Source organism: Amycolatopsis sp. NPDC023774, assembly GCF_040639695.1.
Lineage (GTDB): Bacteria > Actinomycetota > Actinomycetes > Mycobacteriales > Pseudonocardiaceae > Amycolatopsis.
This window is the reverse complement of sequence record NZ_JBFAAJ010000001.1, coordinates 58,826-82,843: the sequence shown is the minus strand read 5'-3', so window position 1 is coordinate 82,843 and position 24,018 is coordinate 58,826. Positions and strand designations below refer to the sequence as shown.

General features: G+C 70.4%; 27 protein-coding genes and 2 riboswitches. Of the genes, 15 read left to right on the top strand and 12 right to left on the bottom strand.

Going from position 1 to position 24,018, the window contains the following annotated elements:
• Positions 1 to 11: 11 nt before the first annotated feature.
• Positions 12 to 692 (bottom strand): LytR C-terminal domain-containing protein, encoded by a 681-nt coding sequence (locus AB0F91_RS00430; protein WP_360593487.1) that lies wholly within the window; start codon positions 690 to 692, stop codon positions 12 to 14.
• Complete coding sequence (locus AB0F91_RS00425; RefSeq protein ID WP_360593485.1) at positions 689 to 997, bottom strand: DUF3263 domain-containing protein; 309 nt, start codon at positions 995 to 997, stop codon at positions 689 to 691. The genes AB0F91_RS00430 and AB0F91_RS00425 overlap by 4 nt, the downstream gene beginning before the upstream one ends.
• A gap of 139 nt (positions 998 to 1,136) precedes the next feature.
• Between AB0F91_RS00425 and AB0F91_RS00420 the strand changes: the two genes are divergently transcribed.
• The 4 genes from AB0F91_RS00420 to AB0F91_RS00405 all read left to right on the top strand — a co-directional run bounded on the left by AB0F91_RS00420 (position 1,137) and on the right by AB0F91_RS00405 (position 4,983).
• A complete protein-coding gene (locus AB0F91_RS00420; RefSeq protein WP_360593484.1) occupies positions 1,137 to 1,706 on the top strand; it encodes a peptide deformylase in 570 nt (189 codons plus the stop codon).
• 432 nt (positions 1,707 to 2,138) lie between these two features.
• A riboswitch (TPP riboswitch) is annotated at positions 2,139 to 2,270 on the top strand.
• The gene (gene thiC / locus AB0F91_RS00415; protein ID WP_360593482.1) at positions 2,264 to 3,907 is read left to right on the top strand and encodes a phosphomethylpyrimidine synthase ThiC; all 1,644 of its coding nucleotides are present in this window, start codon (positions 2,264 to 2,266) and stop codon (positions 3,905 to 3,907) included. It overlaps the preceding riboswitch by 7 nt.
• Positions 3,908 to 3,934: 27 nt before the next feature.
• Positions 3,935 to 4,753, top strand: coding sequence for a bifunctional hydroxymethylpyrimidine kinase/phosphomethylpyrimidine kinase (gene thiD, locus AB0F91_RS00410; RefSeq protein WP_360593481.1), 819 nt, complete (start codon positions 3,935 to 3,937; stop codon positions 4,751 to 4,753).
• Positions 4,754 to 4,770: 17 nt separating this feature from the next.
• Positions 4,771 to 4,983 (top strand): hypothetical protein, encoded by a 213-nt coding sequence (locus AB0F91_RS00405; RefSeq protein ID WP_360593479.1) that lies wholly within the window; start codon positions 4,771 to 4,773, stop codon positions 4,981 to 4,983.
• A gap of 77 nt (positions 4,984 to 5,060) precedes the next feature.
• Here AB0F91_RS00405 and AB0F91_RS00400 read toward each other — a convergent pair whose 3' ends face one another.
• The gene (locus AB0F91_RS00400) at positions 5,061 to 5,456 is read right to left on the bottom strand and encodes a helix-turn-helix domain-containing protein (RefSeq protein ID WP_360593477.1); all 396 of its coding nucleotides are present in this window, start codon (positions 5,454 to 5,456) and stop codon (positions 5,061 to 5,063) included.
• A gap of 100 nt (positions 5,457 to 5,556) precedes the next feature.
• On the opposite strand from AB0F91_RS00400, the gene AB0F91_RS00395 reads away from it, so the two are divergent.
• Positions 5,557 to 6,480 (top strand): NADP-dependent oxidoreductase, encoded by a 924-nt coding sequence (locus tag AB0F91_RS00395; RefSeq protein ID WP_360593475.1) that lies wholly within the window; start codon positions 5,557 to 5,559, stop codon positions 6,478 to 6,480.
• A 61-nt stretch (positions 6,481 to 6,541) separates the two neighbouring features.
• Here AB0F91_RS00395 and AB0F91_RS00390 read toward each other — a convergent pair whose 3' ends face one another.
• Positions 6,542 to 7,561 (bottom strand): phosphatidylinositol-specific phospholipase C domain-containing protein, encoded by a 1,020-nt coding sequence (locus AB0F91_RS00390; RefSeq protein ID WP_360593473.1) that lies wholly within the window; start codon positions 7,559 to 7,561, stop codon positions 6,542 to 6,544.
• Between the two features lie 113 nt (positions 7,562 to 7,674).
• Between AB0F91_RS00390 and thiD (AB0F91_RS00385) the strand changes: the two genes are divergently transcribed.
• The gene (thiD, locus tag AB0F91_RS00385) at positions 7,675 to 8,508 is read left to right on the top strand and encodes a bifunctional hydroxymethylpyrimidine kinase/phosphomethylpyrimidine kinase (protein WP_360593472.1); all 834 of its coding nucleotides are present in this window, start codon (positions 7,675 to 7,677) and stop codon (positions 8,506 to 8,508) included.
• A gap of 685 nt (positions 8,509 to 9,193) precedes the next feature.
• On the opposite strand, the gene AB0F91_RS00380 is transcribed toward thiD (AB0F91_RS00385), so the two are convergent.
• The 4 genes from AB0F91_RS00380 to thiO all read right to left on the bottom strand — a co-directional run bounded on the left by AB0F91_RS00380 (position 9,194) and on the right by thiO (position 12,009).
• A complete protein-coding gene (locus AB0F91_RS00380; RefSeq protein WP_220244679.1) occupies positions 9,194 to 9,625 on the bottom strand; it encodes a MarR family transcriptional regulator in 432 nt (143 codons plus the stop codon).
• A 349-nt stretch (positions 9,626 to 9,974) separates the two neighbouring features.
• Positions 9,975 to 10,736, bottom strand: coding sequence for a thiazole synthase (locus AB0F91_RS00375; protein WP_360595076.1), 762 nt, complete (start codon positions 10,734 to 10,736; stop codon positions 9,975 to 9,977).
• On the bottom strand, positions 10,733 to 10,933 hold the full coding sequence (gene thiS / locus AB0F91_RS00370) for a sulfur carrier protein ThiS (protein WP_285972039.1): 201 nt from the start codon (positions 10,931 to 10,933) through the stop codon (positions 10,733 to 10,735). The genes AB0F91_RS00375 and thiS overlap by 4 nt, the downstream gene beginning before the upstream one ends.
• Complete coding sequence (thiO, locus tag AB0F91_RS00365; protein ID WP_360593469.1) at positions 10,933 to 12,009, bottom strand: glycine oxidase ThiO; 1,077 nt, start codon at positions 12,007 to 12,009, stop codon at positions 10,933 to 10,935. Before thiO ends, thiS begins: the two co-directional genes overlap by 1 nt.
• A riboswitch (TPP riboswitch) is annotated at positions 12,004 to 12,109 on the bottom strand. It overlaps the preceding gene by 6 nt.
• 30 nt (positions 12,110 to 12,139) lie before the next feature.
• Between thiO and thiE the strand changes: the two genes are divergently transcribed.
• Complete coding sequence (gene thiE, locus AB0F91_RS00360; protein WP_360593468.1) at positions 12,140 to 12,805, top strand: thiamine phosphate synthase; 666 nt, start codon at positions 12,140 to 12,142, stop codon at positions 12,803 to 12,805.
• On the opposite strand, the gene AB0F91_RS00355 is transcribed toward thiE, so the two are convergent.
• Entirely contained in the window at positions 12,802 to 13,593 is a 792-nt protein-coding gene (locus AB0F91_RS00355) for a hypothetical protein (protein WP_360593466.1), read from the bottom strand. The two genes, thiE and AB0F91_RS00355, sit on opposite strands and share 4 nt — an antisense overlap.
• Positions 13,594 to 13,747: 154 nt before the next feature.
• Here AB0F91_RS00355 and AB0F91_RS00350 point away from each other — a divergent pair, with 154 nt between their 5' ends.
• On the top strand, positions 13,748 to 14,692 hold the full coding sequence (locus AB0F91_RS00350; RefSeq protein WP_360593465.1) for a threonine/serine dehydratase: 945 nt from the start codon (positions 13,748 to 13,750) through the stop codon (positions 14,690 to 14,692).
• Positions 14,693 to 14,696: 4 nt separating this feature from the next.
• On the opposite strand, the gene AB0F91_RS00345 is transcribed toward AB0F91_RS00350, so the two are convergent.
• Both AB0F91_RS00345 and AB0F91_RS00340 read right to left on the bottom strand, forming a co-directional pair.
• Positions 14,697 to 16,250 (bottom strand): MFS transporter, encoded by a 1,554-nt coding sequence (locus tag AB0F91_RS00345; protein WP_360593464.1) that lies wholly within the window; start codon positions 16,248 to 16,250, stop codon positions 14,697 to 14,699.
• Between the two features lie 102 nt (positions 16,251 to 16,352).
• The gene (locus AB0F91_RS00340) at positions 16,353 to 17,108 is read right to left on the bottom strand and encodes a GntR family transcriptional regulator (protein ID WP_360593463.1); all 756 of its coding nucleotides are present in this window, start codon (positions 17,106 to 17,108) and stop codon (positions 16,353 to 16,355) included.
• A gap of 155 nt (positions 17,109 to 17,263) precedes the next feature.
• Here AB0F91_RS00340 and AB0F91_RS00335 point away from each other — a divergent pair, with 155 nt between their 5' ends.
• Together AB0F91_RS00335 and AB0F91_RS00330 are read left to right on the top strand one after the other, a co-directional pair.
• Entirely contained in the window at positions 17,264 to 18,307 is a 1,044-nt protein-coding gene (locus tag AB0F91_RS00335; RefSeq protein WP_360593462.1) for an SIS domain-containing protein, read from the top strand.
• Positions 18,304 to 19,305, top strand: coding sequence for a BadF/BadG/BcrA/BcrD ATPase family protein (locus AB0F91_RS00330; protein ID WP_360593461.1), 1,002 nt, complete (start codon positions 18,304 to 18,306; stop codon positions 19,303 to 19,305). The genes AB0F91_RS00335 and AB0F91_RS00330 overlap by 4 nt, the downstream gene beginning before the upstream one ends.
• A gap of 106 nt (positions 19,306 to 19,411) precedes the next feature.
• Here AB0F91_RS00330 and AB0F91_RS00325 read toward each other — a convergent pair whose 3' ends face one another.
• Entirely contained in the window at positions 19,412 to 20,080 is a 669-nt protein-coding gene (locus tag AB0F91_RS00325; RefSeq protein ID WP_360593459.1) for a DUF3159 domain-containing protein, read from the bottom strand.
• A gap of 277 nt (positions 20,081 to 20,357) precedes the next feature.
• Here AB0F91_RS00325 and AB0F91_RS00320 point away from each other — a divergent pair, with 277 nt between their 5' ends.
• The 5 genes from AB0F91_RS00320 to AB0F91_RS00300 all read left to right on the top strand — a co-directional run bounded on the left by AB0F91_RS00320 (position 20,358) and on the right by AB0F91_RS00300 (position 23,909).
• Entirely contained in the window at positions 20,358 to 21,185 is an 828-nt protein-coding gene (locus AB0F91_RS00320) for an SGNH/GDSL hydrolase family protein (RefSeq protein WP_360593457.1), read from the top strand.
• A gap of 84 nt (positions 21,186 to 21,269) precedes the next feature.
• Positions 21,270 to 22,007: an OmpA family protein gene (locus tag AB0F91_RS00315; protein WP_360593456.1), complete on the top strand. Its 738-nt coding sequence runs from the start codon at positions 21,270 to 21,272 to the stop codon at positions 22,005 to 22,007.
• 5 nt (positions 22,008 to 22,012) lie between these two features.
• Positions 22,013 to 22,459 (top strand): LapA family protein, encoded by a 447-nt coding sequence (locus tag AB0F91_RS00310; RefSeq protein ID WP_360593455.1) that lies wholly within the window; start codon positions 22,013 to 22,015, stop codon positions 22,457 to 22,459.
• A 92-nt stretch (positions 22,460 to 22,551) separates the two neighbouring features.
• Positions 22,552 to 23,028: a hypothetical protein gene (locus AB0F91_RS00305; protein WP_360593453.1), complete on the top strand. Its 477-nt coding sequence runs from the start codon at positions 22,552 to 22,554 to the stop codon at positions 23,026 to 23,028.
• Positions 23,025 to 23,909, top strand: coding sequence for a hypothetical protein (locus tag AB0F91_RS00300; protein WP_360593451.1), 885 nt, complete (start codon positions 23,025 to 23,027; stop codon positions 23,907 to 23,909). The genes AB0F91_RS00305 and AB0F91_RS00300 overlap by 4 nt, the downstream gene beginning before the upstream one ends.
• Positions 23,910 to 24,018: the final 109 nt, after the last annotated feature.

Here is a 24,018-nt window from a genome sequence, read left to right as displayed (position 1 = left end):
GTTTTCGCTGGTCAGCTGCCCGTGTGGCCGCTCTGGTAGTCCTTCGTGATGATCACGATCACGCCCGGGCTCGAATTCTGGATGCCGTCGAACCGCGGCTGGGCCTGGAAGCCGAACTCGGCGGCCAACTGCTTCGCGGCGGCCTCCTCGTCGGTACCCGGCCGGAAGAAGGCCGTGGTGTGCGGGATCACGCCCTGCGGGTAGTTGCCGACCTCGGGCACGTTCCAGCCCGACGCGCGGAAGTCTTCGGCAGCCTGCTCGGCGAGGTGCGGGATCGTGGAGTTGTTGTAGACCCGCACGGTCACCCACTTGTTGGACGCCTGCTGGTCGTTGCCCGGCTGCCCCGGCTGACCACCTGGCTGGCCGGGCTGCCCCGGCTGTCCGCTCGCCTGGCCAGGCTGACCGGGCTGGCCCGGCTGCCCCGGTGGGCTGGCCGGTGGCGACGCAGGTGCCGACGAAGCAGGCGAAGACGGGGCCGAGGACGAAGGTGGCGTCGCCGAGGACGACGAGCCCGGCGCCGACTGCGACGACGACGGCGACCCGCTCGAGCTGGTGGGCCCGGCGTTGTTGTCGCCCGAGCCATTGCCCGACAGCACCGTCACGCCGCCGATGATCGCGGCGATCACGGCGACGCCGACGAGCGCGACGCCCGCGGCCCGCATGGGCCGGGACAGTCCCGAAAAGAAGCTCATGACAGTTCGATCCCCAGCCGCCTGGCGCCGCGCTTGCGCTGCCGGGCGGCGCGCGTCTTGCGCAGCCGCTTCACCAGCATCGGGTCGGCCGCCATGGCCTCAGGCTTTTCCAGCAGTGCGTTCAGCAGCTGGTAGTAACGGGTCGAGGACAGCGAGAACCGTTCCCGGATGGCGTTCTCCTTGGCACCGGCGTGCCGCCACCACTGACGTTCGAACGTGAGGATCTCCACCTCACGCTCGGTCAGGCCACCCACATTCTCCGGCGGCGACGGCTGGTCCCCAGCCATCGACTCCGCGGCGTCCATGCGGTCCTCGCAATCGGTGTCGGCTGTCCTTCCGCGGGCGCCATTCAACCACGGAACCCACGCTCGACATGGGCATCCGGCGCGGCGCGTCACGGTCCGATCCAGGTGTACCGGACGGGTCCGACTAAACTCGCTGCTCGTGACCGTCCACCCCATCCGCATCGCCGGCGATCCCGTGCTGCACCAGCCGACCCGTGAGGTCACGGAGTTCGACGAGCAGCTGCGCACGCTGACCGAGGACATGTTCGAGACGATGTACGCCGCCGAAGGCGTGGGCCTCGCGGCCAACCAGATCGGCCTCGACCTGCGCCTGTTCGTCTACGACTGCCCCGACGACGAGGGTGTCGAGCACCGCGGCCTGGTGGTGAACCCGAAGCTGGAGACGTCCGAGATCCCCGAGACCATGCCGGACCCGGACGACGACTGGGAGGGCTGCCTCTCGGTCCCTGGCGAGTCCTACCCCACCGGCCGCGCGTCGTGGGCGCGCGTGACCGGTTTCGACGTGACTGGTGAGCCGATCACGGTCGAGGGCACCGGCTACTTCGCCCGCTGCCTGCAGCACGAGACGGACCACCTGGACGGGCACCTGTACCTGGACCGCCTGGTGGGCCGCCACGCACGGGCGGCGAAGAAGATGCTGAAGAAGAACAAGTGGGGCGTGCCGGGGTTGAGCTGGCTGCCGCCGAAGGACGAGCCCGTAGAGGCCTGAGTTTCTTTGTCGACTAGTCTCCCGGTCCGGATTTCGGCCGGGAGACTCGTCGTTTCCACGGGATGCCCGGCGACGCGATGAAGTCACCGGGTTGGTGTTTGTCCTCGCTCGCCGGAAAAGTCCGCCACGAAGGGGCGGGACAAATCTCGGGACGCCGAGCTGCCGATCGAATAAAGTGCCGAATGAACGTCGTTCAGGTAATTGTGCCGGCCGGGTGAGCAGCGGCCTGAATCGCGCCGAAACAACGGCGGGCGAAACCCGGGAATTCACACGTACGGCCGCTGCAGCCACCACCGGTGCTGGTCGCCAAGCGGCAGGTGACTGTCACGTGAACCCCTGTCGGGCGCCTGCTCCGATCCGGTGAAGAACACACAGGACGAGCAGTCACCTTGTGCTCGCGTGATCCGCCGTGGCATGGTCGAGGGACAACCTCATAACCAACGCGGGAGCTCGCGCCTTGGCGGGCTGAGAGGGCGGCTGGTGTCTGTCTGTGGACACCCGGTGCCGCCGACCGCATGAACCTGACCGGGTAATGCCGGCGTAGGGAGTGAACGTCGTTGACGACACTGGAGAACGAGCCTGCCATCACGCCTTCCGTGACCACGGGGCCGATCACCGGTTCGCACAAGGTCTACCACCGCACCGAGTCGGGCCTGCGGGTTCCGGCGCGGCGCATCGACCTGTCGAACGGTGAGCACTTCGACGTGTACGACACGTCCGGGCCGTACACCGACCCGGACGCGAAGATCGACGTCCACAATGGACTTCACCCGCTGCGCGCCGGCTGGGCCGACGGCCGCGCGCACAACACCCAGCTCGGCTGGGCCAAGGCGGGCGTGATCACGCGCGAGATGGAGTTCATCGCCGCGCGCGAGCGATGCTCACCCGAGTTCGTGCGCGACGAGGTCGCGCGCGGGCGGGCGGTGATCCCCGCCAACCGCAAGCACCCGGAGAGCGAGCCGATGATCATCGGCAAGAAGTTCCTGGTGAAGATCAACGCCAACATGGGCAACTCGGCCGTCTGGTCCTCAGTGGAGGAAGAGGTCGACAAGATGGTGTGGGCCACCCGCTGGGGTGCCGACACGATCATGGACCTGTCCACGGGCAAGCGCATCCACGAGACGCGTGAGTGGATCGTCCGCAACTCCCCCGTTCCCGTGGGCACCGTGCCGATCTACCAGGCACTGGAGAAGGTCAACGGGGAGCCGGAGAAGCTGTCGTGGGAGGTCTACCGCGACACGATCATCGAGCAGTGCGAGCAGGGTGTCGACTACGTCACCGTCCACGCGGGTGTGCTGCTGCGCTACATCCCGCTCACCGCCCGGCGCGTGACCGGCATCGTGAGCCGCGGCGGCTCGATCATGGCCGCGTGGTGCCTCGCGCACCACAAGGAATCCTTCCTGTACACGAACTTCGAGGAACTCTGCGAGATCCTGCGCAAGTACGACGTCACGTTCTCCCTCGGCGACGGCCTGCGCCCCGGCTCGATCGCCGACGCCAACGACCGCGCGCAGTTCGCCGAGCTCGAGACCCTCGGTGAGCTCACGCACATCGCGCGCGAGCACGACGTGCAGGTGATGATCGAAGGCCCCGGCCACGTGCCGATGCACAAGATCAAGGAGAACGTGGAGCTGGAGGAACAGCTCACCGGCGAGGCGCCGTTCTACACCCTCGGCCCACTCGCCACGGACATCGCGCCGGCGTATGACCACATCACCTCGGCCATCGGCGCCGCACAGATCGGCTGGTACGGCACGGCGATGCTGTGTTACGTCACTCCGAAGGAGCACCTCGGCCTGCCCAACCGCGACGACGTGAAGACCGGCGTGATCACCTACAAGATCGCCGCGCACTCCGCCGACCTCGCGAAGGGCCACCCCCACGCACACGAGTGGGACGACGAACTGTCCAAGGCCCGCTTCGAGTTCCGCTGGAACGACCAGTTCAACCTCGCGCTCGACCCCGACACCGCGCGGTCGTACCACGACGAGACGCTGCCCGCGGAGCCGGCGAAGACCGCCCACTTCTGCTCGATGTGCGGCCCGAAGTTCTGCTCGATGCGGATCACCCACGACGTGCGCAAGTACGCCGAGGAACACGGGCTGTCCACTGTGGAGGCCATCGAGGCCGGCATGGCGGAGAAGTCGGCCGAGTTCGGCGAGCAGGGCAACAAGGTCTACCTCCCGGTCGTCGGGCAGTAGCTCCACCAGCTATTAGAGGCAGTAGTCATGACTGAAACCCCCCGCACCGCCCTCACCATCGCCGGATCCGACTCCGGCGGTGGTGCGGGCGTGCAGGCCGACCTGCGCACGTTCTTCGCCCACGGTGTCCACGGGCTCGTCGCGCTCACCGCCGTCACGGTGCAGAACTCGCTCGGCGTGCAGGGCTTCACCGAGGTCCCGGCCGACGTCGTCACGGCGCAGATCAAGGCCGTGGCCGGCGACATGGGCGTGAACGCGGCCAAGACCGGCATGCTCGCCACGGCCGACATCATCCAGGCCGTGGCGAATACGATCGACGAGGTCCACATCGGACGCAACACGGACACCCCGTTCGTCGTCGACCCGGTGGCGGCGTCGATGACCGGCCACGCACTGCTGCGCGAGGAGGCGCTGGAAGCCATCCGCACGGAGCTCTTCCCGCGCGCCACGCTGATCACGCCGAACCTCGACGAGGTGCGGCTGCTCACGGGCATCACGGTCACCGGCGCGCAAACCCAGCGCGCGGCGGCCGAGGCGCTGCTGGAGTTCGGGTCTCGGTGGGTGCTCGTGAAGGGCGGGCACCTCTACGAGGCCGAGGACTGCGTGGACCTGCTGACTGACGGCACCGACGTGCTGACGCTCAGCGGTGTGCGCATCGACACGGAGAACACCCACGGCGGCGGCGACACGATGGCCTCGGCCATCACGTCGTCGCTCGCCAAGGGCGCCGATGTGCCGACGGCGGTGACCGAGGCGAAGAAGTTCATCGAACGCTGCGTCGCCGAGGCTTATCCGCTGGGCGCCGGCGTGGGGCCGGTGTCCCCGTTCTGGCGACTGGCCGACTGACCGGCCACACTGGACCCGTGACCGACAACGCCGCCGCCCGCGCACTGTGGGCGCAGATGCCTTTGGACCTGCAGTTCGAGGTCGACCAGCTGGTCTCGGCCAACAAACCGGCCGCGGCCCTCAAGATGATCCGGAAATGGGGCCTGGAGCCCAAACCGGGCATCGCCGAGAGCCGGGCCGTGACCGACTACCGCAAGAGCGTGCTGAAGCCGCCGCCGCGCTTCACCTGAGCCGCCGGCCCGAAGCACCCCAATGCGGCGTTCGGTGCGCTCAACGCAACCAACGCCGCATTGGGGTGCGGGTGCGGCTAGGTTACGGGTTCGAGCGAGCGCGTGTCGTAGGTGTTGCGCGCGTCGCGGATACGGTCGAAGTTCGACTGCGACCACGTGCTCAGCGCCACCAGGTGGGCACTGACCTCAGCACCCATCGGAGTGAACGCGTACTCGACGGTCGGCGGCGTGGTCGGGAAGACCTTGCGGCTGACGAAACCGTCGCGTTCGAGGTTTCGCAGGTTTTGCGTGAGCATCTTCTGGCTGATGCCGCCGACGGCGCGGCGCAGCTCGCCGAAGCGGTGCGGCCGCTGCTCCAGCACGCCGAGCACGAGCGCAGTCCACTTGTTCGCGAGCAGGTCGAGCACATCGCGGCAGGGACAGCTCTTCAGGTAGACGTCCCACGATCCGTCCTGGTCACGAGTGGTTTCCATCAGGTACCTACATTACCGGGAAGTGCCATCTGGCGAAAAGTGACCATTGGCCCGAGCATAGGGGAAGGCCCAGCGAACCGACCAGAAGGAGAGATCCGAGATGCGCGTGGTGACCCAGCGGGAGTTCGGCGGCCCGGAGGTGCTGCGGGTGACCGAGACCGACCGCCCGGCGCCGGGCCCGACCGAGGTACTGGTGCGCGTGCACGCCGCCGGCATCAACCCCGTCGACTGGAAGACTCGGGCGCAGCAGGTGTTCCTGGGCCAGCCGCCCTACACGCTGGGCTGGGACGTGTCCGGCGTCGTCGAAGAGGTGGGTTTCGGGGCCACCGGCGTGAAGCAGGGCGACGAGGTGCTCGGCATGCCGTGGTTCCCGCGCGAGGCCGCGGCCTACGCGGAGTACGTGACGGCGCCCTCCCGGCAGTTCGTCCGCAAGCCGGCCGGGCTGTCGCACGCGGAGGCGGCCGGGCTACCGCTGGCCGGGCTCACGGCGTGGCAGGCGTTGGTGGACGTCGCGGATGTCCGGAGTGGGCAGCGGGTGCTCGTGGACGCGGCCGCCGGTGGCGTCGGTCACCTCGCCGTGCAGATCGCGAAGGCGCGCGGTGCGTACGTGCTCGGCACGGCCAGCGCGGCGAAACACGATTTCCTGCGGTCACTGGGCGTGGACGAGCCGATCGACTACCGCGACGAGAAGGCGACACCGGCGGATCTCGACGTCGTGCTCGGACTCGTCGGCGAGGACGGCGACCTGCGCTGGCTGCCGTCGCTCAAGCCGGGCGGCCTGCTCATCAGCGTGCCCAGTGGGGTCGGCACGCGGGCTCAGGAGGACGCGGCAAAGCGGGGCGTGCGGACGGCGCCGATCCTCGTGGAGCCGGATCGCGTGGGGCTTCTCGGGCTGGTGGAGCTCGTCGAGGCGGGCCGGCTGAAGGTGCATGTGGACCAGACGTTCCCCCTCGAAGACGCGGCGAAGGCCCACGAGGTGGGCGAAGGCGGGCGCGTCACGGGGAAATTGGTCCTCACCGTCTGATGTGGACTGACAGTGGCCCCGGCTTCGCAGTCGGGGCCACTGTGGACTGTCCAGGTGGAACTCAGCCGCGCGCCACGACCTGTGGCAGCACCGTGGTCAGGCCCGTCCAGTCGGACGTGACCACGGACGCGTGCTGCGCCGCCAGCTCGGCCACACGCTGGTTGGCCTGGTCGACGGTCGGGTTGTGGTCATCGATGGCCGGGGCGACGTTCTGGCCGTCGGTCATCACCACGTAGTAGTGGTTGGCGTCGTACCACCACGGGCCGGTCTGCGTGACCCACGCGTTGGCGTCGCCGTCGAAGACCACGAACCACGGCTTGAGGTTCGCCGCGTACTTGTCGCGCGGGTCGCCGCCGACGGCGCCGTGCACGGTCGGGAAGATCTGGACGTCGCCGAGCTTGCCCGCGTTCTTCTGCGCCAGCAGGTAGTTCGCGTACTCGACGTCGGTGTGCAGCGTGTCGGTGGGGTTCTGCTCCTCGACCGTGCCCGGGATGATCTCGCTCAGCACCTTGCCGTGCAAGGCGTCCACGCTCGGCCAGTTGTCCGCCTTGGCCGCGTCGTCCAGCGTCGCGTAGCTGCCGAGCAGGTCGGCCGGCTTGAAGACGGCGCTGCCGAGGTGGGCGCGGAACGCGGCGTCCAGCTCATCGGGGCCCATTCCGGTGTTGTCCGAGAAGCCGGTCTTCATCTCGAGCTTCAGTGTGAGCGGCGTGTGGTCCGGGTGGGCCGCGAGCCAGATGCGGATGTCGTCGAGGCAGTACTCGAGGTTCTTGTTCGTCCCGCCCTGGTAGAGATCGGCGGTCGTCGACGCGGCGACGCAGTTGTTGCTGTTGCCCAACGGGTTCGAGTGGCTCACCTTCCACTCGTGGGTGACGAAGTCCGGCCACACGTCGAGCTCGATCAGCGACGAGCCGTTGTCCAGCGCCTGAGCGAGGAACGGGTACGCGGCCGGGTCGTAGGTGTTGTGCACGCCGACCGTGGTCACGTGCGAGAGCTTCGGGCTGTCCGCGTTCGCCACGGCTGCCCCGGACAACGACGTGGCGACGAGGGCGCCGACCGCCACGACCACTGAAGCGAGTTTCATCCTGACCCCTTCACCCACCGATAGTGCGATGGCACTCACACTGTGCCACCGTGATGGACTGTGGATGAAGGACAGCTGACCAAATGGACTAGACCAGAAGTCGGAAAGTGCCCATGACTGAAAACCCGAGCCCGCCGTCGGCGTTGACCATCGCCGGTTCCGACTCCGGTGGCGCAGCCGGACTGCAGGCCGATTTGCGGACATTCCTCACTTGTGGCGTGCACGGGCTCGTCGCCGTGACGGCCGTGACGGTACAGAACACGTTGGGAGTCCACGATCGCGCGGACATCCCGCCGCACGTCGTCGCCGGCCAGATCGAGGCCGTCGCGTCGGATATGGGTGTGGGCGCGGCGAAAACGGGCATGCTGGCGTCGGCGCAGATCATCCACGCCGTGGCGACGGCGTGCGACAACGCGGGAATCGGGCGCGACCACGAGGTGCCGTTCGTGGTCGACCCGGTGGCGGCGTCGATGACCGGCCACCCGCTCTTCGACGCCGACGGGCTGTCCGCGCTGCGCGAGGAGCTGCTGCCGCGCGCGACCGTGCTGACGCCCAACCTCGACGAGGTGCGCCTGTTGACCGGCCTGACCGTGACCGACCGCGAGGGCATGCACACCGCGGCCGTGGCGCTGCACCGGCTGGGCCCCGAGTACGTGCTCGTGAAGAGCGGCCACCTCGTCTCCGACCCGGAGTGCGTCGACCTCCTCTTCGACGGCTCGACGTTCGTGAAGCTGCCCGGCCCGCGCTTCAACACCCCGCACACCCACGGCGCGGGCGACACCATGGCGTCGGCGCTGACGGCCGGGCTGGCGAAAGGGATGTCGGTCGTCGAGGCCGCGCGCTACGGCAAGTGGTTCGTGTCGCACGCGGTCGAGCACTCGTACCCGATGGGGGCGAAGGTGGGGCCGGTGTCTGCGTTCTGGCGGCTGGCACCGGAGGACCGGTAGCCGGCCGCGGCGGCGCCGGTACTGTTTGGCGCCGTAGCCTGTGAAGCCGGGTTCGGCTTCACAGGCTGAGCGGAGCGCCCGCCCGCGTCGAAGACTTCGCGGGCCGAGTAGCGCGCGCACCGACGTCGAAGACTTCGCGGGCCCGGCGCGACAGGGCTTTGCCGTCTACCACATCAGCGCGCGGGCTCGCTGCCAAGCCGCTGATTTGTCCACAGCCGAAACGCTTTTCCCGACGTTGTCCACAGATTTGCCGAACCCCGTTTCCGGGCCGCTGACCTCGGTAGGCTGGAACAGGGACGCCCCCCTTGGGAGGGCGGGGGCCGTTTCCTCCCGACGGCGGCCCGATTCCGTCCGGGCGGGGGCGCGTTTTTCTCGGGCAGGGACCCGATTCGCTCCAGGCGACGGCCCGATTCCTTCCGGGCAGGGGCGCGTTTTCCTCCGGGCGACAACCCGTTTTCCTCCGGGCGGCGGCCCGTTTTTCTCCGGGCGCGGCGCAGCAGCGATTCAGCGCACTGGTGGTCGGTGGTCGCGACGAGCGGTGGCAGGTGTACGGCGGAGCGGTCCCGGCCGCGGTCAGCCGGGCGCACGGCAATCGCCCGCGGTGGGGCGTCTGGCGGTGCCCGTGCGCTGACGCCCGCGTCACGTCCGTCCGGAAGGCGCACCGCGCGGGGTGTCCCGCCGGCAGCTAGCTGTCGTCGGAGATCAGGGCCTCCAGGGCCGGCAGCGCGATCGTGAGGGCTTCACGGTATTCCGGGCTCAGTTTGTCGAGGCGGCGGTTAAGTTCCTGCACCCGCGTGGACCGCACGCCGGACACGAGCCGCTCGCCCTCTTCCGTCGCGCGGGCGAGCCAGGCGCGGCGGTCGACGGGGTCGGATTCGCGCGTGACGTAACCCGCCTCGACGAGGGTGGCGATGATGCGCGACATCGTGGCCGCCGCGACGCCCTCCTTCGCCGCGAGGTCACCGAGGCGCAGCTGACCGAAGTGGACGAGCGTGGCGAGGGCCGAGATCGCGCCGTGGCCGGGCCCGGGGACCCCCGCCTGCCGCAACGAGCGCGACAGCCGCCCCACGGCCAGGTACAACCTGCCCGAGACGTCCTGGACCGAGGATAGAGTCACGGCTGGCTCCTCCTACCGCTGTTGCCCGCCGCCTTTGCGCCGGAAAGGTTTCGTCCACCATAAGGCCTGCCGGTGCACGTTCGGCGTTAAGCGCGGACGAAATCACCGACCAGGACGCCCAACGCGGCCCACTTGCACCCCGCGGCTTACCCGCGGCTACCCCCGGCAGGGCGAAACCGGCCGCACACGCACGGCGGCCGGGCCTTCCGCCACACCCGAAGCCGGGGCCGATCGGCTCGCCTGCCGCCGCGCTCGTGCCGTCGGCACAGCCCACCGCACCCATCGGCACGCGGGCGTTGCCGAGGCGCCCCCCGGAGGCCCACCTACGCCGGCACACGCACGACAGCCGTCAGCGGGGCGGGCTCGACGCGTGGGCCCAGAAGCGCTGCGGAACCCGGCCGGCGTCCCGCGCCAGGCGGCCCGCTTCGACGCCCGCGCGCATCGCCGCGGCCATGCGTTCCGGGTCCTTGGCGCGCGTGACGGCGGTGGACAGCAGCACCGCGTCGCAGCCCAGTTCCATGGCGAGGCAGGCGTCGGAAGCGGTGCCGATGCCCGCGTCGAGGATGACGGGAACCATGGCGCGCGCGACGATCAGCTCGATGTTGTGCGGGTTGCGGATGCCGAGGCCCGTGCCGATGGGAGCGCCCAGAGGCATCACGGCCGCGCAGCCGGCTTCCTCGAGCCGCAGGGCGAGCACCGGGTCGTCGTTGGTGTACGCGAGCACAGTGAAGCCGTCGGCCGCCAGTTGCTCCGCGGCGTCCAGGGTTTCGAACGGGTCGGGCAGCAGGGTGCGGTCGTCGGCGTGGACCTCGAGCTTGATGAGGTCCGTGTCGAGCGCCTCGCGGGCCAGCTCAGCGGTCAGCACGGCCTCCGCGGCGGTGCGGCAGCCGGCGGTGTTGGGCAGCAGCTTGATCCCGAGGCGCCGGACGAGGCCGAGCACGCCGGTGCCGCCGTCGGAGTCGGCTTTGCGCATGGCGACCGTCGTGAGTTCGGTGCCCGACGCGACCAGCGCGCGTTCCAGCACCGACAGGTTCGCGGCACCACCGGTCCCGATGATCAGCCTCGACGACAGCTTGTGCTCGCCGATGACCAGAGCGTCGTCCACAGTCAGCCTCCCTGCACCGCGGTCAGCACGTCGATGTTCGCGCCCTTCGGCACCACCGACGCCTCCCACTCGCCCCGGCGCACGACCTCGCCGTTCACCGCGACGGCCACGCCCTGGCGGGTCACGTCGAGCGCGTCGAGCACCTCCGAAACGGTGGCGCCGTCGGGGAACTCGCGCCAGCTCCCGTTGACCTTGATCTCCATCAGACTCGCTCCTTCTGCAGCAAACGGGCGGGCGCGGCCGCCCCGATCTCGCCCGGTGGGGCCTCGCCGGCCAGCCACGCGACCACGGCGTCGGCGGTGACGGGGGCCATCAGCAAGCCGTTGCGGTGGTGCCCCGTCGCCGCGTACACGCCTTCGCCGAGCTCGCCGATGTACGGCAGCGCGTCGCGGCTTCCCGCGCGCAGCCCGGCCGCGGTCTCGACGAGCTCGTACTCCGTGATACCCGGCAGGATCCGTTCGGCACCTTCCAGCAGCTCTCGCACGCCACGCGCGGTCACGGTCTCGTCGAAGCCCGCTTCGTACTGCGTCGCGCCGAGCACGAGCTCGCCGTCAGCACGCGGCACGAGGTAGATCGGCCGGCCCTCCACCACCGCGCGCACCGTGTAGGGCGGGGGCGGCAGGCAGCCCCGGCGCGGCCGCAGCCGCAGGATTTCGCCCTTGAGCGGCCGCACGGCGTCGGCCAGCAGCGGGTGCAACGCACCCGTCCACGCGCCGGCGGCCAGCACGACGGGACCGGTCACGTGGTCGAGCGAAGTAACCCGCGAAGCGGAGAACTCGACCCCCCGCTTCGAGCACGCGTCGACCAGCGCCGTGAGCAGCTTCCGGTTGTCGACAGCCAGATCACCCGGCACGTGCAGCCCGCTGCGCACCGCACCCAGACCCGGCGCGAGGCGGCGCGCCGCCCGTCCGGTGAGCCGCTCGACGTCGCGGCCCAGCGAGGTCAGGTACTCCGCGAGGATGTCGAGGTGCCCGGCGTCGGCGCTGTCGAACGCGACCACGATCGTGCCGTGTGAAGCCAGCCCCGGGTCCGTGCCCTCGGCCGCGAGGTCACGCGCGAACGCGGGCCAGCGCCGCAGCGACTCCTCACCGAGCCTGAGCACGTGCTCCTCACCCGGCCACGCCTCCGTGACCGGCGCCAGCATGCCGCCGGCCAGCCAGGACGCGCCGCGCGCGGGTGCCGGATCGACCACCGTGACGCGGTGGCCGCGGGCCGCCGCGCGCCAGGCCGCGGACAGGCCGATGACACCGCCGCCGACTACGGTGAGGTTCTCGCTCATGGAAATCACGCTCCCTGCGCCGGCATGACCCGGATCAGGTTCCACGGTCGGAGCGGCAGCTCCCTCTCAGCCCGTGCCTCGGGCTCCCGTGCGGACCACCCCACCGTAGCGCGCGGGTAACGTCCCCGCTATGCCCGCCCTGACCGGATCACAGATCCGCACCCGCCTGGCCGATTCGCGGCTGTACCTGTGCACCGACGCCCGCTCGTCGCGCGGCGACCTCGCCGAGTTCATCGACGCGGCGCTGGTCGGCGGCGTCGACATCGTGCAGCTGCGGGACAAGACGAACGGCGCCCCGCTCGAGGCCGCGCAGGAGATCGCGGCTCTCGAGGTGCTCGCCGAAGCGTGCGCGCGTCACGGTGCGCTGCTGTCGGTGAACGACCGCGCCGACGTCGCCCTCGCCGTGGGCGCCGACGTGCTGCACCTGGGCCAGGACGACATCCCCGTGCCACTCGCGCGCCGCATTCTGGGCGACGACGTGGTGATCGGCCGCTCCACGCACTCGGTCGAGCAGGCCACCGCAGCCGCCGCCGAGGACGGGGTGGACTACTTCTGCACCGGCCCGTGCTGGCCGACGCCCACCAAGCCCGGCCGGTACGCACCGGGCCTGGACCTCGTGTGCGCGACCGCGAAAACCGGCACCCACCGGCCGTGGTTCGCGATCGGCGGCATCGACACCGAGCGGCTGCCGGAGGTACTGGCGGCCGGCGCGACGCGGATCGTCGTGGTCCGCGCCATCACCGACGCCGAAGACCCGAAGGCGGCCGCGCAGGCGCTCAAGTCCCGGCTCGGTTAGGGGGCCGGAGTCGCCGAACCCGCCTTCGTCTGCGGCGCGCTCGGCGTGGTCGACGGCGCTCCGCCCGTGCTCGACGGCGGCGCAGCGCTGTCCGAGCTACTTGAAGACGTCGGGCTTTCGCTGGTCGACGTGCTCGAAGACGAGGACGACGGCGGCGGCGTGTTCGACTCTGTCTCGCTGGGCGGCGCGCTGTTCTCCGAAGTCGCGGGCGGGTTGGTTTTCTCGTCCTGCTGCTGGTGCTGGCTCGTGCCCGGGTCGTGGCGGACGATCCCGGGTCCGGGCCCGCCGGCCAGCTCGACCACGACCGAGATACCGACGGCCACGGCCGTGGCGACCACGCTCGTCCCGATGATGATCGGCCAGCGCAGCTTCCGCAGCTTGTCGGCGAACGATTCCTCCGGCTCCGGCCGCTCCGGCCCCGTGAGCTTCGAGATCCGCACCGTCGGCATCTCCGACGGGTCGAGCGGCAGGAGCACGGTCGGCATCTGCGCCGGGTCGTCCACCGGCGGCAGCCCGGACTTGCCCGCCTTGCGCTGCCCGGCCGTCACGAGCACCGCGCGCGCCCTCAACGCGGCCTCGCGCGTGCGCTGCAGCGAACGCAGATACAGCTCGGCGCCGACCGTGGTGATCACGCTCGCCACCCCGGCGCCCACGACGGTCCCCGCCACGCCCAGCGTCGAACCCAGCAACGCGGCCGTGACGGCGGCCAGCGCCGTCGCCACCACCTGCGCCGGGCGGAAACTCTTCTTCTCGCCCTGCTCCGATGTCTTTTTCCGCTCCTCGCTCATGATCCCGATCTGCTAGTTCCCGCCTGTTTCCCCCGTCGTGTTCAACGAGTTAGTCGCGTGAGGAACTCCCCGCGTTGCCCATCCGTGAGCGAGGACACGTCGACCGTCCACAATGGATAGACTATGGCTCACACTTTCCTGACATACTCGCCACATGCGATTGGTGACGATCTCCGAAATCGAGGCCGCGGCGAAGCGGGTAGCCGACCACGCCGTGCGCACGCCGCTGCTGCGCCAGCACTGGGCCGAAGGCGAGCTGTGGCTCAAACCCGAGAGCCTGCAACAGATCGGCGCGTTCAAGATCCGCGGCGCGTACAACGCGATCGCCTCACTCGACGACGCGGAGCGCGCACGCGGCGTGGTTGCGTATTCCAGCGGTAACCACGCGCAGGCGGTCGCCTACTCCGCCCACGCCTTCGGCATTCCCGCCGTGATCGTGGTGCCGGACGTGGCGCCGCGGCTCAAGGTCGAGGCCACCCGGAGCTGGGGCGCCGAGGTGATCGAGGTGCCGATCGCCGAGCAGGAACCGGTCGCGTCCGCGCTGGCGAAGGAGCGCGGGCTCACCTACATCCCGCCGTTCGACCATCCCGACGTGATCGCGGGGCAGGGCACCGCGGGCCTCGAAATCGCCGCCGACCTGCCGGACGTCGACACCGTGCTCGTGCCGGTGAGCGGCGGCGGGCTCGCTTCCGGCGTCGGCACGGCGATCAAGGCGCTGTGCCCCGGCGCGAAGGTCATCGCCGTCGAGCCCGAGCTGGCCGGTGACACCGCCGAGAGCCTGCGTGCCGGCCGCCGCGTCGAGTGGCCGATGGACCGGCGGGCCCGCACGATCGCCGACGGCCTGCGCGCCCAGCCGTCGGACCTCACATTCGCGCACTTGCAGAGCGTGCTCGACGGCATCGTCACCGTGACCGAGGACGAGATTCGCGACGCCACGCGCGTGCTGGCCCGCCGGGCTCGGATCGTGGCCGAGCCCAGCGGCGCGACGGCCACCGCCGCGTTCCTGCACCACGCCGGCGAGCTGCCTGGCGGCAAGACGGTGTCGGTGATCTCCGGCGGCAACGTCGATCCGAAACTGCTGGCCGAGCTGCTCGCTTAGCGGCTCAGTCGCGCGCCGGGCCCGCGCGGACGTGGGTCGGCGGTCCGTCCACCCCGCACGAGAAGCACTCGCCGAGGTGGGGCGACCCGTCGTCCGCGGTCCGCTTGGCCTCGGGCCCGGCCGCGCCACCCGAGGTGTCTCCGGAATCGTCCGGCGAACCGAGCACGCCGTTGTGAATCCCCAACGCGATGAGGCCCCCGGCGATCGCCAGGACGGCGCAGATGAGCAGTGCCATGCGCCAGCCGGCCGTCAGCGCGACGGGGTCGCGGTAGGCCGAACCGGTGAGTCCGGCGGCTGCGGGGAGCACCGCGACCGCAAGAAGACCACCCGTTCGGGCGATCGCGTTGTTCACTCCGGACGCGACACCGGCGAAGCGGTCGGGGGCCGCGGCGAGCACCGTCGCGGTCACCGGCGCCACCGTGCACGCGAGTCCGAGGCCGAACACGACCACCGCGGGGAAGACCGAACCGAGGTAGGAGGACCCCGGTCCGACGCGGATCAGCAGCAGCATGCCGACGCCGATCACGATGGGTCCGACCACCAGCTGCAGGCGCGGCCCGATGCGCTGGGCCAGCGCACCCGAGCGGCCCGAGAGCAGCAGCATGATGATCGTGATCGGCAGGCCGGCCAGGCCCGCGAGCGTCGGCGGGTAGTTGAGGGAGACCTGCAGCTGCAGGACCAGCAGCATCATCACGGCGCCCAGCGCGGCGTAGACCACGAACGTGAGCGCGTTGGAGAGCGTGAACGTCCGGTTCCGGAAGAGGCTGGGCGGCACGAGCGGTTCGTGGGAGTGGTGCTGCAGCCAGAGGAACACGCCCAGCCCGGCGATGCCGGCGGCCAGCGCGATCAGCACGATCGGGTCGCCGATGCCGCGGCCGGGCGCTTCGACCAACGCTCCGGTGATCCCCGCGAGCCCGATCGCGCCCGTCGCGGCGGCCGTGAAGTCCGGGTGGCCGGTGGCCGTCTCGTCGCGCGACTCGGGCACGAACTTCAGCGCCATCAGCACGACGACAATGGCCAGCGGCAAGTTGATCAGGAACGCCAGCCGCCAGGACCAGACCTGGACGAGCACACCGCCGAGCAGTGGTCCGACCGCGGCGGCCAGACCACCCAGCCCGGACCACGCACCGATCGCGCGTGCCCGGTCGTTGTGCACGAACGACGACTGCAGGATCGCCAGTGAGCCCGGCGTCAGCAGCGCGCCGCCGATCCCCTGGATGATCCGGAAGACGACCAGCTCCGTGGTCGAGGTGGCGATCGCGCACAGCGCCGAGGCGATGCCGAACCACACCACGCCGATCAGGTACATGCGGCGCCGGCCGTAGCGGTCGCCGAGCGAGCCGGCCACGAGGATGAGCGCGGCGAGCGCCAACATGTAGCCGTCGAGGATCCACTGCAGGCCGGCGACCGTGGCACCGAGCTCCTCGCCGATCCGGGGCAGCGCGACGTTGACGATCGTCCCGTCGAGCATGGCCATGCTCGAACCGAGGATCGTCGTCCACAGCACCCCGCGCGCCAGCGGCGTGCCCCAGCGGATCCCGCTGTCCGTCGTCGTCACCGGGCACGCTCGAAAGTCATGCGCACACGGTGTCGCGATGCCGGTCCGGGCGCAACCACCCACGCCCGGCCCGGCGACGGCTCGCGGGCCCCCCGGCCCGGCTCACGGCAGCAGCGTCGTGACGAACTTGTATCGGTCGCCGCGGTACACCGAGCGCGCGAACTCCACCGGCTTGCCGTCGGTGGCGAACGAGTGCCGCGTCAGCATCATCACCGGCATGCCGACGTCCGCGCCGAGCATCTCGGCTTCCTGCGGGCCGGCGAGCGAAGTCTCGATCGTCTCCTCGGCCCGCTCCAGCTCGACGCCGTAGTGCTCACGAAGCACTGCGTAGAGCGACCCTCCGGCCGAAATGTGCTTGCGCAGCCCGCGGAAGCGCCCGAGCGGCAGGTGCGTCGTCTCCAGCGCCATGGGCTGGGAATCGGCCAGCCGCAGACGGCGAAGGCGAAGAATTTTCGCACCCTGGCGGATCGCGAGCAGTTTCGCGAGTTCGCCCTCCACGGGCAATTCTTCGAGTTCGAGCAGTTTCGACGACGGCTTCAGGCCTTGCTTGCGCATGTCCTCCGTGTACGAGGACAGTTGCAGCCGTTGCGCGAGCTTCGGCTCGGCCGCGAACGTGCCCTTGCCTTGAACGCGGTGCAAGCGACCCTCGGCCGTCAGGTCCGCCAGCGCCTGCCGCACGGTGGTGCGCGACACGGTGAACTCGCCCGCCAGCGCCCGTTCCGTCGGAATCGGCGAGCCCGGCGGCAGAGCCTCGAGCAGATCCAGCAGGTGCTGTTTCAGCGCCCAGTACTTGGGTTCGCGCTGTCCGCGCACACCCGCCGTGGTCCCCGCCTCACTCGCGGGGGATGTCTCCAACATGACCGGCTCCCTCAGCTTTCCCTCACTATCGCGCCACTTCCCCGTCAAGAAACGTACCCTTCACCACAAACGCTCCGCCCGGCTAGCATTGGTCTAGACCTGACCGCACGCCGCTCAGCACACCCGGGGCTCCGGTCCCGGCGGAGAGGAAAGTGATGACCCAACAACATCCCGGCGAGCACATGGCCGCGGAAATCTCGGAGCAGCCTGCCGTACTGGCCGGACTGGTCGAGCGGCAGGGCGAAATAGCCGACGTAGCTGAAAAGATTTCACAAAAGCCGCCCCGTTTCGCTTTGCTCGCCGCCCGGGGTTCGAGTGACCACGCCGCGTTGTACGCCAAGTACCTGATCGAGGTGCTCCTGGGTCTTCCCGCGGGTCTCGTGTCACCGTCCACCGCCACGCTCTACGGCGCACGACCAGACCTGAAGGACGTGCTCTTCGTCACCGTGAGCCAGAGCGGTGGCTCTCCCGACCTCATCGAGGTCACCGAAGCCGCCCGTCGTCAGGGCGCGCTCACGGTGTCGGTCACGAACACGCCGGACTCGCCTCTGCGCGCGGCGGCCGAGCTGGGCGTGGACATCGGCGCCGGCCTGGAGAAGGCGGTGGCCGCGACGAAGACGTACTCCGCGACACTGCTCGCGCTGTACTTGTTCATCGACGCCGTGCGCGGCGGCAAGGCGGCCGACGCGCAGAAGCTCGGCGACCTCGCCCAGCAGACGCTCGACGACGCGGCCGAAGGCGTGCAGCGCGCGGTGGACCGCTACCGCTTCGTCGACCGCGTGCTCACCACCGGCCGCGGTTACTCGTACGCGACGGCGCTCGAAGGTTCGTTGAAGCTGGCGGAGACGAGCTACCTCGCCGCCCGCGCGTACAGCGGTGCGGACCTGCTTCACGGTCCGGTCGCGGCCGTCGACGGCGAGACCGCCGTGCTCGCGGTGACCAGCGCGGGCCACGGCGGCGAGGCGATGGGCGAGGTGCTCGAGGCCGTCGGCAAGCGCGGCGCCGACGTGCTCGCCGTCGGATCCGCGTCTGCCGACGTGCAGGCGGCGCTGCGGATCCCCGTGGCGCAGACGGCCGAGGAGCTCGCGCCGATCCTGGAGATCCTGCCGATCCAGCGGATCGCGCTCGGGCTTTCACTTGCGCGCGGCGGGGACCCGGACAGCCCGCGCGGGCTGCTCAAGGTGACCAAGACCCGGTGAGTCTCGTCGTGGGCGTGGACGCCGGTGGCACGTCGACCCGAGCGATCGCGGTCGACGCCACCGGCGTCGTGCTCGGCTCCGCGACGGCCGGCGGCGCCAACCCCAACTCGCACCCGCCGGCGCAGGCGGCCGAGCGCATCGCCTCGGCGATCGAGCGGGCGCTCGGCGGACGCACGGACGTGCGCGCCGCCGTGGTCGGGCTGGCCGGGGTGAGCAAGCTGTCCGACCCCGCCGTCGCGGCGGTGTTCGCCGGGGCGTGGTCACGGATCGGTTTGGCCGGTGCGGTTCGGACGGTGGCCGACGCCGAAGTCGCGTACGCGTCGGCGACGTCGGCTCCCGACGGCACGGTGCTCGTGGCGGGCACCGGCTCGATCGCGGGCCGCATCCGCGACCGGCGGATGACCGCCACGGCGGGCGGCTACGGCTGGCTGCTGGGCGACGAGGGCTCGGCGTTCTGGCTCGGGCGAGAGGCCGTGCGATCCACTTTGGAGGCGCTCGGCCGCGGGGCGGAGCTCACCGGGCTGCCGGCTGCCGTGCTCGCCGAGGCGTTCGGACCGTCTGCTGTGGACTCCCGGGACGACGGGGCCACTTCAGACAATCCCGATTTCCCCAACCCGCTTGTCACGGAAGCGAATCGGTTGGGCACGGCGCGTGCGCTGATCACGAAGGTCAACGCCGAAGCGCCCATCCGGCTCGCCCGGTTCGCGCCCCTCGTGAGCGCCGCGGCCGCCGCGGGCGAAGCCTCGGCAACGGAAATCGTGGCCCGGGCAGCCGATCTTCTCGTCGCCACGGCCCTCGCCACGCGCGACCCGGGCGAGAAAACTCCCGTGGTGCTGGTGGGCAGCGTCCTCACGGGAACCGGGCCGGTCGGACCGCTCGTGAAAACCGGACTGGCCGGGCTCGACGTGCTGACCAGCTCCGACGGGGTGCTCGGCGCCGCGTGGCTGGCCGCCGTCGACGCCTGGGGAGAGACGGCGGCGCGGCCTTCGGCAAGGTGAATACGACCAAAACCTGGTTCGAAGTGTTCAAACCGTCGACTCAACCCTCCGGTCCGGGTACCGTAGGCAACGGCCCCCGGACCCTCCCCCCTCGCCGGGGGCCGCCTTATGTCCTGGGGCCGTCTTTCGATCCCGGTTCCGACGCGAGCCGCAGGCCCGGGTGCCCGGCCGGCAGCGCCTTGTACAGCACCCAGCCGCTCACCGCCACGGTCGCCGCGACCAGGGGCCACGAGAGCGCGGTGCGCGCGATGCCGAGAGTCACGACCTGCCCACCCCACCACAGCAGGCCGTAGACCACCACGCGGATCAGGTACTGCAGCACCCACACCCAGCTCGCCCACGAGTACGCGCGCAGGAGCGCGGGGTCACGGCGCCAGCGCGTCTTCTGTCCGAGCAGGAGCCCCACGATCACGCCCAGCAGCGGCCAGCGCACCACGATGCTGGCGGCGAAGACCAGGGCGCTCGCGGCGTTGGAGAGCAGCTGCAGCAGGAAGAAGTCTTCCGCGCGGCCGGTGTGCAACGCGATGAGCGCGGCGATCACCACGGCCGCGAGGCTCACGACGACCGCACGCGCCTTGTCGCCGCGGACGAGGCGGTAGGAGCCGAGCACCACTGCGACCCCGATGGCGACGATCGCGCCCCACGAGATCGACTGCCCGGTGGCCAGCCAGCCCACCACGAAGGCCACCGGCGGGATGCTGGCGTCGATCGCCCCACGGCGGCCACCGAGGATCTGCGCGAGCGACTCGCGCGAAGGCGTCGTCTCGTCCGTCACATCCCCAGCGTGCCGGATACCGGGTCGGCAGGCCCGAAGCGGGAGACCTTCGCCACACAGCGTGTCCGATGGGTGTTTGTCTGAGCGGTTCGTCACCCGGGAAAGCGGTGAAATTCCCGTAATACGGACGCGCGAGAGGCCGACAAGGTAAGAGACTGTGCCTTCCGGCCAAATCAGGGGTGGCTGCCAGGAAGGATACGGGGAAGTCCGATTGTTAGTTGTGGTGTACAACTTAACCCGGGGTAAGCGCGGCTAGACCGGGAAAGGGGATCCCAGCGTGTACGGAATCGACAGCTACGTGGCCATCGGTGACAGCTTCACCGAAGGCCTCAACGATGAGCTGCCCGACGGCTCCTTCCGGGGCTGGGCCGACCGGCTCGCGGAGATGCTCGCCGCGGGGCGGCCGGACTTCCAGTACGCCAACTTGTCGCTGCGCGGCAAGATGCTCGACGAGATCATGGACGAGCAGCTGCCGATCGCGCTGGAGGTCAAGCCCGACCTGGTCACGCTGTGCGCGGGCGGCAACGACGTGATCGTGCCGGGCGCGGACGTCGACGCCATCGCGGCCCGCTTCGAGGCCGGTGTGGTGAAGCTGCGCGAAGCCGGCATCCCGGTCGTGATCTTCAACGGTCCCGACACCAAGGCGCTCTCGGTGATGAGCGTGCTGCGCGGCAAGATCGGCATCTACAACACCTACCTCTGGGCGATCGCGGCCCGCCACGGCGCGAAGATGGTCGACCTGTGGACCATGGAGCCGCTGCACGACCGCCGTGCCTGGAGCGACGACCGCCTGCACTTCACGCCCGACGCGCACCGCCGCATCGCGCTGCTGACCGCCGAGGTGCTCGGCCTGCCCGTGACCGAGGACTGGCGCGAGCCGTACGCGCCGACCGCGGAGCCGGCCACGTGGATCACCTCGCGGCGCTCGGACCTCAACTGGACCAAGACGCACCTGCTGCCGTGGATCCGCCGCCAGCTCAAGGGCGAGTCGATGGGTGACGGGCTGTCACCGAAGCGACCGCAGCTCTCACCGCTGGTGCAGGCCGAGGCCGCCGCGCTGGAGCTCGACGTGCGCGACTTCCAGGGCAACGCCACCGCGTCCTGACCCGGCTCCGGTTCGGGAGAGCGCCACCCGAATGGCACGCCCGACCAGGTCGCCAACGGGCCGTGACCGGCATATGGTCCCTTTATGTCCGGTGCTCGCGGTTGGCTCCGCCTGATCCCCGTCGCACTGCTGGTCACGGCTGTGCTCGCCGGGGTGGTCACGTGGGTGCGGGCTGACGGGATCGAGGGTGACCTCGCCGGGCGATCACGCTCCGCGCTCGCCGCGGCCGGCATCCAGGGCGGCGACGTGTCGTTCTCGGGCCGGCAGGCGACGTTGTCGGGCTTCCCGGCGGACCAGGCCGGACGTGCGCTCGGGATCGTGCAGGGCGTCGAAGGGGTCGAATCCGCGGAGGTTTCCGGTGGGGCGGCGCCGAAACCGCCGTCGGTGACGTCCACACCGCCGTCGACGACGAGCCCGCCGTCCAGCAGCAGCACGCCGCCGAGTACGACTTCGTCCGCGCCGCCGACCGATCGCGCCGGGGTGCAGGAGGAGCTGGACGCGCAGCTGGCTGGCACGCCGATCGAGTTCAGGCCGAACACCGCGCAGCTCACTCCGGCGGGGACGCAGGCGGCGCGCGCCGTCGCGAAGCTGCTGAAGAACGCGCCGGACGACCTGCGCTACCGGATCACCGGGCACGTCGCCGAGGGGCCGGGCGGGCGCGCGGCGGCTGTCCGGCTTTCGCAGAGCCGGGCGCGAGCGGTGATGCGGTTGCTGACGGCCGGCGGGGTGCCGGCCAACCGGCTGCTCGTGCGGGGCAGCGGTACGGCCGCGCCGGGTGAGGGCGGGGACCGGCGCGTCGAGATCACAGTCGAAGAGAGGTGATGGGGATGCTCTGGCTCTTCGGGCAGATCTGGCTGTGGCTGCTCATCGCGTTCCTGCTGGGGGCGCTGGTGATGTGGCTGATCATGCAGGCGGGGCGGCCGAAGCGTCCCTCGCGGTCTTCGGAGCCGGCTCGGGAGGCGGCTCCGGCTGATGCTTCGGTGGCTTCTGTTCCGGAGCCCAGCGAGTCCGAGCGGACGCAGTACATCCCAGTGCCCAGCTACGACTACGACGAGCCACCCGAACGGGTCTACAACGACTACCCCGAGGTGGACCCGGACGAGCCGTACGCCCCGGACGAGCCCTTCGGCCACCGGATCGGGCGACTGCCGGAGCCCGAACCGCACCTCTCGGGTGACCTGAACTGGCCGTCCGCCGAAGAGCCCGTGGGCGGGTGGCCGCGCGACGACGAACCCCGCAAGTCCGCGCCGCGCCGACCTGGGCGAGGTGGCTGACACCCACCTGGTAAGTTCGGCTACGCACTGTGAGCATGGTGTGAGCGGGAGCCGTGAGCCTCTCGTCGAGGTTCGCTAGGTCAGGAGGTCCGATGGCGCTCCCGCACTGGACGCCGCAGAACCTGCTGCCGCCGGGCCGTCACCAGGCCGATCTCGCCGACGTCTACGAACGGCTCGTGTTCGACGCCCCGCACCAGAACGATCGCGAGATCCTGTTCAGCGCGCTCAACAGCTACCTCGGCGTCGCCCGCCGGGTGATCTCTTCGGGCCGCGCGTGGATCGGCGGCGCGTTCGTGACGCGCACGGGCCACCCGCCGCGTGGCCTCGACGTGGTGCTGCTGCCCGACGAGTGGGGCGCGCTCAAGCGGCTCGACGACGGCGGGCGCACGGCGCTGTATGGCCTGCTCACGCTGCGCGGAGTCATCGTCGGGCAGCCCGCGATGTACCTCGAGCAGGTGCAGCCGGTGGGCGGCATGCTCGACGGGTTCCTCTGCCGTCCCGGCGACGAGGACGTGTGGGAGTCCGTGTGGGCCGAGGGCGGCAAGGGGTTCCCGGAGATGGTCTGGTGAGGAACGAGTTCCGGCGCATCGCCGACGAGATCCCCGGCGGTACGTGGCTCGACGACCTGGCGCGCGCGTCCGCGATGGCGGCCAACGCCAAGTTCGAGCGCACCTCGCGCGCGCCGCTGCTGCACGTGTCGGTGATCGGTGAGACGCACATCGACGCGTACACGTTCTCGGACATCAGCCGCGCGCTGCAGGACGCGACGGCGAAGATCGGGCACATCATCCGCAACCCGTCCAACGAAGTCACCTTCGTCCAGCAGGCCGATCGCGACAAGGCGCCGCTGATCCAGAAGGGCCAGGCGGGCAACGCGATCTTCTTCGGCTTCCCCGAGCCCGCGCTCGACGACGCGCTGATCCACGACGGCATCGAGACGCTGTCCGAGCGCGCGGTCAAGGAGCTCTGCGACTTCCTGCCCGCCAACGGTTCCGACGACGGCGCGCTCGACGCGGTGCTGCTGCAGCGCGACACCGTGCGCAACGCGGTGAGCGACATCGTCAACGCGGTGAGCAAGCACGCCGGCATCGGCATGGCGCTCACGCCCACCGCGGGCGAGCACGTGACCCGCAGCGTGACGACCGAGCAGGCCCGGATCCTGAGGGACAGCCTGCGCGAGTCGCGCGAGGCCGTGGGCTACGAGACCGTCTCCGGCCGACTCGACGGCGTCCGCACGCGGCGGCGGATTTTCTATCTGGAGCGCGAGTCCGGCGGCACGATCCAGGGCGCCGTCGCCGAGGACCTGCTCGACCAGATCAAGGAGAATCTCGACCGCCCGGTGACCGCCCGCCTGCGCGTGGTCCGGACGACGACCATCGACGGCCGCCGCGGGCGCCCCGTCCATGAGTTGCTCGAGATCACGCCCGAAGTGAGCTTGTTCGACCACTGATTTCGCGCGCTTTGTTCATTCTCGGCGCCGATAACGGGTAGACGCGGCGAATGCTCCAGCGCTTTCCCTCGAACAACGTGGTCACGTGCTGGGGCGCGGGGTAGTAAAT